Source organism: Streptomyces flavofungini (assembly GCF_041028215.1).
Lineage (GTDB): Bacteria > Actinomycetota > Actinomycetes > Streptomycetales > Streptomycetaceae > Streptomyces > Streptomyces flavofungini_B.
Genome location: NZ_JASKYR010000565.1, coordinates 1 through 5,240 on the forward strand (window position 1 = coordinate 1; position 5,240 = coordinate 5,240).

The window sequence follows — 5,240 nt, forward strand, 5'->3', positions numbered from 1 at the left end:
GAGTAGGCGGCGACCCGGGTCTCGTGGGTGACGAGGACCACGGCGGCGTTGGTCGAGCGGGCGGCGTCGGTCAGGAGCTCCATCACGCGCTCGCCGTTGAGGGAGTCGAGGGCGCCGGTCGGCTCGTCGGCGAAGACGACGCGGGGGCTGGTGGCGAGCGCGCGGGCGACGGCCACGCGCTGGCCCTGGCCGCCGGAGACCTCGCCGGGCCGCTTGGCGGCGACGTCGGCGACCTCCAGGCGCTCCATCCAGGTCAGGGCGGTCGCCTCGGCCTCCTTGCGCCGGGCGCCGTTCAGCCGCAGCGGCAGGGCCACGTTCTCGACGCAGGTCAGCTCGGGCACGAGCTGGCCGAACTGGAAGACGAACCCGAACTCGCTGCGCCGCAGCGCGCTGAGCGCGGTGTCCGGCATGCCGGTCAGTTCGCGGCCGTTGTACGTGATGGAGCCCTCGTCGGGCCGGACGATCCCGGCGAGACAGTGCAGCAGGGTCGACTTGCCGGAGCCCGAGGGGCCCATGACGGCGACGACCTCGCCGGGGTGGATGGAGAACGCGGCGCCGTCGAGCGCGGCGGTCGGGCCGTAGGTCTTGCGGAGTCCTTCGGCCTGGAGAAGGGAACCGGCGGGGGTCATGCGGAGCGCACCTCCTGGGCGAGCTTGCCGAGACGCGCGGCGGTCAGCTCCAGCCAGCGCAGATCGGCTTCGAGATGGAAGAGCGCGTGGTCGCAGATGAGCTGGTCGGCGAGGTCGCCCTTGCGCTTTCGGTCGGTGAGGATGCGCATCAGCCGCAGGTGTTCGGCGCGCTGCACATCGAGGAGTTCGGCGGCGTCGCGCTCGGTGAGCAGCGCGAGTACGACCTTGGTGTAGAGGGTCGACTGGAGATAGGGCTCGGGCTTCTCCGGGGTGGCGAGCCACCGCTGGACATCGGTGATGCCCGCTTCGGTGATCGCGTACCGCTTGCGCTCGGGACCGCCGCCCGCCTCTATGCCGTCGACCTCGACGAGGCCGTTCTTCAGCAGGCGGGACATGGTCGAGTAGACCTGTCCGTAGTGCAGGGGCTTGTCGTGCCCGAACTTCTCGTCGAAGGCGCGCTTGAGGTCGTAGCCGTGGCGGGGGCCCGCCTCCAGGAGACCCAGAAGGGTGTGGCCAATGGACATGCGGAGCACTCTACACGGTGTGTATACGTGGTGTGTATACGCCTGGTGCAGAGCCTGTGACGTAAAACTGGTGAGCAACCTTCGGGCCCCTGAGACCGTCGGTTCCTAAGGGGCAGGTGCTCATTGTCACGTCCGGAAAAGACCGGATCGAAGGACCTTTGTCCCTTGGTGCGGTGTTAGCTTCATGAGCTGACTTAGCGACCGGATGACTTGCCAGTGAGAAGACGAGACGTACGCGAGGCACACAGAGGTGCGGGACGTGCGGGTCGTACGAGACGAAGCGGAGCACTCTCAGTCATGGGCCGAGCCGAAGAACGACAAGCGCGGCAGCGCGGTGCCCGCCGGGCAGCGCGCGGGCGCCCGTCCGGCGGGGGCAAGCCCAAGCGCACCGGCATACGCCGCTTCTTCACCTGGAAGAAGCTGCTGGGGGCGTTCTTCGGGATCATCCTGCTCGGCATGCTCGGCTTCGTCGTGCTGTACCTGGTGGTCGACATCCCCAAGGGCAACGACTTCGCCAAGAAGCAGAGCAACGTCTACAAGTACAGCAACGGCGACGTCATCGCGCGCACCGGTGACGTGAACCGCGAGATCGTCGACCTGGACAAGGTCCCGAAGGACGTCCAGAAGACCTTCGTCGCGGCCGAGAACAAGTCCTTCTACAAGGACGAGGGCGTCGACTTCAAGGGCACCGCCCGAGGCGTCCTCAACACCCTCACCGGCAAGGGCAAGCAGGGTGGCTCGACCATCACCCAGCAGTACGTGAAGAACTACTACCTCAGCCAGGAGCAGACCGTCAGCCGCAAGCTGAAGGAACTGGTCGTCTCGCTGAAGGTGGACCGCGAGAAGAGCAAGGACGAGATCCTCGCGGGCTACATCAACACCAGCTACTACGGCCGCGGCGCCTACGGCATCCAGGCCGCCGCCCAGGCCTACTACCGCGTCGACGCCCAGGACCTCAACGTCCGGCAGGGCGCCTACCTCGCCGCCCTCCTCCAGGCCCCCAGCCAGTACGACTGGGCCGCCGCGACGCCGACCGGCAAGAAGCTCGTCAAGCAGCGCTGGAACTACGTGCTCGACAACATGGTCGACGAGGGCTGGCTGGACGCGGGCAAGCGGGCCGGGTACAAGTTCGCCAAGCCCAAGGACCCCAAGGCGCCGCCCGGCCGCGAGGGCCAGATCGGCTACCTCGTCGAGGAGGCGAAGCGCGAGGTCCTGCGCAACAGCGACCTCACCGAGGCCGAGTTCGAGGCCGGTGGCTACACCATCACCCTGAACATCGACCCCAAGAAGCAGAAGCAGCTCGAAAGGGCCGTCGACAACAAGCTCAACGACCGGCTCGACCGCAAGAAGAACAAGGCCGACGCCAGGGTCCAGGCGGGCGCCGCGTCCGTCGACCCCAAGACCGGCAAGGTCCTCGCCATGTACGGCGGCGAGGACTACGTGAAGCACTACACGAACAACGCCACCCGCCGCGACTACCAGTCGGCCTCCACCTTCAAGCCGCTGATCCTCGCCGCGGCCCTGGAGCACGGCGCCACCACGCAGGACGGCAAGCCGATCACCGCGGGCACCATCTACGACGGCACGAGCAGGCGCCCGGTCAGGGGCAGCGAGGTCGGCTTCGCGCCGCCGAACGAGGACGACGTCGACTACGGTCCCGTCACCGTCCAGAAGGCGATGAACAAGTCCATCAACTCCGTCTTCGCGCAGATGGGCGTGGACGTCGGGATGCCCCAGGTGATGGAGATGGCGGGCAAACTCGGCATGAACGTCAAGGGCCTGCCCGCGGTGCCCGCGCAGACCCTCGGCTCCATGGGCGCGAGCCCGCTGGAGATGGCGGGCGTGTACGCCACCCTCGACAACCACGGCAAGAAGGTCACCCCGGCGCTCGTCGGCTCCGTCGAGCACAAGGACCGCACCGTCGACCTGCCCGACCCGATCGGCGAAGAGGTCGTCAAGCGCGGCACCGCCGACTCGCTCACCTCGGTCCTGACCGGCGTGGTCGACGACGGCACCGGCCACGCGGTGCGCAACCCCGTCCAGGACGTGGCGGGCAAGACCGGCACCTCCGACGACAACAAGTCGGCCTGGTTCACGGGGTACACGCCGAAGCTGGTCACCTCCGTCGGCCTGTTCGGCGAAGGCGCTCCGGACACCCCGGAGAAGAACAAGCAGGTCTCCATGAAGGGCGCGGGCGGCCGCCCCCGCGTCGACGGCGGCAGCTTCCCCGCCGAGATCTGGGCCGCCTACACCTTCGACGCGATGGGCTCGCCCAGCGAGTTCGACCTCGACACCGACATGGGCGCCGCCATCGCGCCGCCCCCGGACCCGACGTCGAAGGCGCCGAAGGAGCCGACGGACAAGCCGACGGAGCCGGAGGACGAGCCGACCACGAAGTCACCGACGCCGTCGCCGTCCACCAGGACGCCGACGCACTCGCCGACCACGTCACCGACGACGCGCCCGACGACCAGGCCCACGACCGAGGAGCCCGACCCGTCGGACACCGCCGACCCGCCGGACGGACCGGACGGCCTGTTCGGCAGGGACTGACGGCAGGCGCCGAGAACAACGACTGACGGCAGGCGCCGAGAACGACGGAAGGCGCCCGGAACCTCATAGGAGGGTCCGGGCGCCTTCGCGTACGCGGGGTGCCCGCTGCGGGTGCCCGCGGCGGCTAGCTCCGGTTCAGCTCGAACCAGACGACCTTGCCGGTGCTCAGCCGCGTGGCGCCCCAGCGCCTGGCCATCTTGTTGACGAGGTAGAGCCCCCGGCCGCCCTCGTCCGTGGCACGGGCCTGGCGGAGCCTGGGCAGTTGCGGGACGTCGTCGCCGACCTCGCAGCGCAGCACGTCCGTCCGCAGCAGCCGCAGGGTGATCGGCCGGGACGCGTACCGCACGGCGTTGGTGACCACCTCGCTGACGAGCAGCTCCACCGAGTCCGTCAGCTCCTCAAGGCCCCAGCGGGCGAGGGCGCTGCGGGCCAGGCGGCGGGCGCGCGAGGGCGTGGCGTTCTCCGGTTCGAGGAACCAGTACGCCACGTCGCTCGGCGCGATGCCGTCGAAGCGGGCGGCGAGCAGCGCGATGTCGTCGTCCCTGTCACCGGGGCCGAGCATGTCGAGCACCTCGTCGCAGAGCGCCTCCAGGGGCGGCGGGTGGTCCGGCCCGGTGAGCTGTGCCGTGGCGGCGAGACGTTCCCTCAGCTGCTCTATGCCGGTCCAGACGTCGCGGAGCCGGGACTCCACGAGCCCGTCCGTGTACAGGAGCAGCGTCGCGCCCGCCGGGGCGTCCAGCTCGACGGCCTCGAAGTCGACGCCGCCCACGCCGATCGGGGCGCCCGGCGGCACGCGCAGCACCTCGGCACGGCCGCCCAGGTGCAGCAGGACGGGCGGCGGGTGGCCCGCGTTGGCGATGGTGATGCGGTGCGACACCGGGTCGTAGACCGCGTACAGGCAGGTGGCCATGCGGTCCGAACCGAGCCGCTGGGCCTGCTCGTCGAGGTGGTGCAGGACCTCCTGCGGCGGCAGGTCGAGCCCGGCGAGGGTCTGCGCGGTCGTCCGGAGCTGGCCCATGATCGCGGCCGAGGTCATGGAGTGCCCCATCACATCGCCCACGACCAGGGCGACGCGGCTGCCGGGCAGCGGGATCGCGTCGTACCAGTCGCCGCCGACCCGGGCGGTCTCGGCCGCGGGCAGATAGCGCGAGGCGAGCCGCACGCCGGTCGGGCGCGGCAGCGTCTCGGGGAGCATGGTGCGCTGGAGCTCGTCGGCGATGTACGCCTCGCGGCCGTACAGGACGGCCTTGTCGATGCCGAGCGCGCTGTGCGTGGCGAGCTGGGCGGCGACCAGGAGGTCGTCCACCTCGAACGCGGGGCGGTCGGGGCGGCGCAGGAACACGGCCGCGCCGATCACCCGCCGGCGGCCCCGCAGCGGGGCGAGGATGGCCCGCTGCSCCCCGGGGGGGGGGGGGGGGGGGGGGGGGGGGGGGGGGGGGGGGGGGGGGGGGCCGCCTGCGCCGCCGCCGAGTCCGCGAAGACCGGGCGCACGCCGCGCAGGACCTCGGCGAGGGCAGGGCGGTGCCCGCGGGGC

General features: G+C 70.7%; 3 protein-coding genes and 1 pseudogene. 1 reads left to right on the top strand and 3 read right to left on the bottom strand.

Annotation, left to right across the window (positions count from 1 at the left end; translation table 11 throughout):
- Together AB8Z36_RS29745 and AB8Z36_RS29750 are read right to left on the bottom strand one after the other, a co-directional pair.
- On the bottom strand, positions 1-629 hold a 629-nt coding region (locus AB8Z36_RS29745; RefSeq protein WP_369216484.1), incomplete at its 3' end, for an ABC transporter ATP-binding protein.
- Complete coding sequence (locus AB8Z36_RS29750; RefSeq protein ID WP_369216485.1) at positions 626-1,153, bottom strand: PadR family transcriptional regulator; 528 nt, start codon at positions 1,151-1,153, stop codon at positions 626-628. The genes AB8Z36_RS29750 and AB8Z36_RS29745, both read right to left, overlap by 4 nt.
- A 297-nt stretch (positions 1,154-1,450) precedes the next feature.
- Here AB8Z36_RS29750 and AB8Z36_RS29755 point away from each other — a divergent pair, with 297 nt between their 5' ends.
- On the top strand, positions 1,451-3,706 hold the full coding sequence (locus tag AB8Z36_RS29755) for a transglycosylase domain-containing protein (RefSeq protein WP_369216486.1): 2,256 nt from the start codon (positions 1,451-1,453) through the stop codon (positions 3,704-3,706).
- A 124-nt stretch (positions 3,707-3,830) separates the two neighbouring features.
- Here the strand turns inward: AB8Z36_RS29755 and AB8Z36_RS29760 are convergent.
- Positions 3,831-5,240 (bottom strand): annotated as a pseudogene (locus AB8Z36_RS29760) (ATP-binding SpoIIE family protein phosphatase); the annotation flags it as partial.